Here is a 4,017-nt window from a genome sequence, read left to right as displayed (position 1 = left end):
AGTCGGCCGAATCGATGCGCACGCGCCGGCTGGAGGCGGACCTCACCTTCCGGCGGGTCGGCATTACCTTTTCCGTGGCCGGCGACGCGGCGGGCACCGAGCGCCTGATCCCCTTCGACCTCATCCCGCGCATCATTCCCGCCGAGGAATGGCGCAGCCTGGAGGCCGGACTGAAGCAGCGCGTGCGCGCACTGAACATGTTCCTGCATGACATCTATCACGAGCACGACATCGTGCGCGCCGGCGTGGTGCCGGCCGAGCAGGTGTTCCTGAACGCGCAGTACCGCCCGGAAATGCAGGACGTGAACGTGGCCGAGGACATTTATTGCCACATCGCGGGCGTGGACATCGTGCGCGCGGGCGCGGGCGAGTTCTATGTGCTGGAGGACAACCTGCGGGTGCCGTCGGGGGTGTCGTACATGCTGGAGAACCGCAAGATGTCCATGCGGCTCATGCCGGACGCGTTCAGCCGCATCAAGGTCGGGCCGGTGGCGCACTACCCCGACCTGCTGCTGGACAACCTGCGCGAAGTGGCGCCGCATGGCGGCGACGACCCCACCGTGGTGGTGCTGACCCCGGGCATGTACAACTCCGCCTATTTCGAGCATGCCTTCCTGGCGCAGCAGATGGGCGTGGAGCTGGTGGAGGGCCAGGATCTCTTCGTGGAACGGAACACGGTCTACATGCGCACCACGCAAGGCCCGCGCAAGGTGGACGTGATCTACCGCCGCATCGACGACGATTTTCTCGATCCGCTGTCTTTCCGCGCCGATTCGGCGCTGGGCGTGCCGGGTCTGCTGTCGGTGTACCGCGCGGGGCGCGTCACGCTGGCCAACGCCATCGGCACGGGCATCGCGGACGACAAGTCCACCTATCTCTACGTGCCCGACATGATCCGCTTCTACCTGGGCGAGGAGCCGCTGCTGTCCAATGTGCCCACGTGGCGCTGCGGGCAGCCGCAAGACCTGTCGCACGTGCTGGCCAATATGCATGAACTCGTGGTCAAGGAAGTGCACGGCGCGGGCGGCTACGGCATGCTGGTGGGGCCTTCGGCCACGCGCGCCGAAGTGGACGCCTTCCGCGAGCGGGTGCGCGCGCATCCGGCCAACTACATCGCCCAGCCCACGCTGGCGCTCTCCACCGTGCCCACGTATGTGGAATCGGGCATAGCGCCGCGCCACGTGGACCTGCGCCCCTACGTGCTGTGCGGCAAAGATATCCGCACCGTGCCCGGCGGCCTGTGCCGCGTCGCGCTCACCGAAGGTTCGCTGGTGGTCAACAGCAGCCAGGGCGGCGGCACCAAGGACACCTGGGTACTGGAGGACTGAACATGCTGAGCCGAACCGCCGACAACCTGTTCTGGATGTGCCGCTACACCGAGCGCGCCGAGAACACCGCGCGCATGCTGGACGTGAACCTGCAGATGTCGCTGCTGCCGCAGGACACGCAGATGCGCCAGGGCTCCTGGCTGGGCGTGCTGCGCATCTCCGAACTGCAGGGGCCGTACCAGGCCCGCCATGCCGCCATTTCGCCGCAGGACGTGCTGCATTTCATGGTGCGCGACCCGGACAACCCTTCTTCCATCTACGCCTGCATGCGCGCGGCCCGCGAGAATGCGCGCGCGGTGCGCGGCAGCCTCACCACCGAGGTCTGGGAAACCTACAACACCACCTGGCTGGAACTGCAGAAGCTCCTGAACGCCGGCCTGCCGGAGCGCAATCCGGGCGAGTTCTTCGAGTGGGTCAAGTTCCGCTCGCACCTGGCGCGCGGCGTCACCATCGGCACCATGCTGGAAGACGAGGCGCTCTATTTCATGCGCCTCGGCATGCACCTGGAGCGCGCCGACAACACCGCGCGCATGCTGGACGTGAAATTCCACGAGCGCGGCGGCGCGGCCGACGCCTGGGGCCAGACCGCGGAGCAGAGCGAGTTCTACCGCTGGTCGGCCCTGCTCAGCTCGGTGTCGGGGCTGGAGATCTACCGCAAGGTATATCGCGACGTGATCACGCCGGACCGGGTGGCCGAACTCCTCATCCTGCACGGCGACATGCCGCGCTCGCTGTTGGCCAGCATCCGCGCCGTGGCCGGGGATCTGGCGCGCGTCTCCAACCGGCGCTCGCGGGAAACCGAGCGCCGCGCGGGCATGCTGTGGGCGCAGCTGCAATACGGCCGGGTGGAAGACATACTCGCCGGCGGGCTGCACCGCTACCTGGAACACTTCCTGGACCGCGTCAACGATCTGGGCAACCGGATCAGCCAGGACTTCCTGCTGCCGCTGTCGGCCTAGGACGTGTTCCGGCATCGACGGGCCTTAACCCTGGGGACAGGCATGAAACAGTTCATTACGCACGTCACGCACTACCGCTACACCGCGCCGGTCATCTACAGCATCCAGACCCTGCGCCTGACGCCCCGCGACGACGAGCACCAGCGCGTGCTGCGCTGGCAGATCGACGCCCCCGGCGAACTGGAGCGCCAGGTCGACGCCTACGGCAACATCACGCACACGCTCACGCTGAACCGCCCGCACACCGAGATCGAACTGCGGGTCACGGGGCAGGTGCTGGTGGAGCCGCTCGTGCGGGGCGCGCTGGGCGGCGAGGACAGCCGGCTGCCCGTGCACGCTTATTGCGTGCAGACGCCGTTGACGCAAGCCGACGACACCATCATGGCTTTCGTGCGCGAGGCGCTGCCCGGCGGCCTGAATACGCCCGAAGACGCGCTGGCGCTGGCCGAGGCCATCTGTGCGCGCGTGGCCTACGAACCCGGCACCACCGACGTCACCACCGCCGCCGGCCAGGTGCTGGCCCTGGGCCATGGCGTCTGCCAGGACCACGCGCATCTTTTTCTGGCCTGCGTGCGCGGGCTGGGCGTGCCGGCCCGCTACGTGAGCGGCTACCTCTACACCGCCGCCGAACATGCGGCCAGCCACGCCTGGGCCGACGTGTGGCTGCCGGGCGCGGGCTGGACCAGCGTGGACATCACCAACCGCCAGTTCGCCTCCGAGTGCCACTGCCGGCTGGCGGTGGCGCGCGACTACGATTCCGCCTCGCCGGTGCGGGGCGTGCGCAGCGGCGGCGGCGAGGAATCCATGGAAGCCACGGTGCAGGTGCAGGCGGGCCAGCAGTAGACGGCGCGGGACGTCGCCGGGCGCCCGGCGAGGGGCGCCCCGGGCCAGCGCTCCGCTCCTGCGGCGCAATACAATGCGGCGTGGCTTCCCCCTGTTTCCGATCATGACCTACTGCATAGCGGCCCGCCTCGATTCCGGCCTGGTCTTCCTGTCCGACTCCCGCACCAACGCGGGGGTGGACCAGATCAGCGTCTTCCGCAAAATGACCGTGTTCGAGCTGCCGGGCGAGCGCGTCATGGCGCTGATGACCTCCGGCAACCTCGCCGTGAGCCAGGCGGTGCTCAACGCGCTGGACCGCCAGCCCGACGAGGACGGCGAATCGCTCTGGAACGCGCCCGACATGTTCGAGGCCGCGCGCCGCGTGGGCGCGGCCGTGCGCCGGGTCTACCACCAGGAGGCCGAGGCGCTGCGGGCGCAGGGCGTGGACTTCAACGTCAACCTGATCTTCGGCGGCCAGATCGGCGCCGAGCGCTGCCGCCTGTTCCAGATCTACTCCGCAGGCAATTTCATCGAGGCCGGCGAAGAATGCCCGTATTTCCAGATCGGCGAGGCCAAGTACGGCAAGCCCATCCTGGACCGCGTGCTGCGGCCCGGCACCTCGCTGGACGAGGCTGCGAAATGCGCCCTGATTTCCATGGATTCGACGCTGCGCTCCAATATCTCGGTCGGCCTGCCGCTGGACCTGCTGGTCTATGACGCGGGCTCGCTGCGCATCACCCACTTCGCCTGCATCGACGAGCGCAACGAATATTTCCGCATGATCCGCAGCACCTGGGGCGAGCGGCTGCGCCAGGTCTTCGCCGAGATTCCGGACCCGCTCTGGACCAATCCGGAAGCGCCGGACTCGCTGGTGCCGGCCGGCCGCGTGCACCAGCCCCSGCGCGCCC

General features: G+C 68.4%; 4 protein-coding genes. All 4 read left to right on the top strand.

Annotated elements, in window-relative coordinates; genetic code table 11:
* The coding region (locus tag AD428_RS05430) for a circularly permuted type 2 ATP-grasp protein (RefSeq protein WP_053244470.1) at window positions 1-1,328 on the top strand (1,328 nt) is incomplete at its 5' end.
* 2 nt (window positions 1,329-1,330) lie between these two features.
* Complete coding sequence (locus AD428_RS05425) at window positions 1,331-2,287, top strand: alpha-E domain-containing protein (protein ID WP_053244469.1); 957 nt, start codon at window positions 1,331-1,333, stop codon at window positions 2,285-2,287.
* 42 nt (window positions 2,288-2,329) lie between these two features.
* Entirely contained in the window at window positions 2,330-3,130 is an 801-nt protein-coding gene (locus AD428_RS05420) for a transglutaminase family protein (RefSeq protein ID WP_053244468.1), read from the top strand.
* Window positions 3,131-3,233: 103 nt separating this feature from the next.
* On the top strand, window positions 3,234-4,017 hold a 784-nt coding region (locus AD428_RS05415; protein ID WP_082308275.1), incomplete at its 3' end, for a proteasome-type protease.

It is taken from the genome of Achromobacter sp. DMS1 (assembly GCF_001270295.1).
Note: the sequence above shows the minus strand (reverse complement) of the source record. Positions and strands in the feature narration are given on the sequence as shown.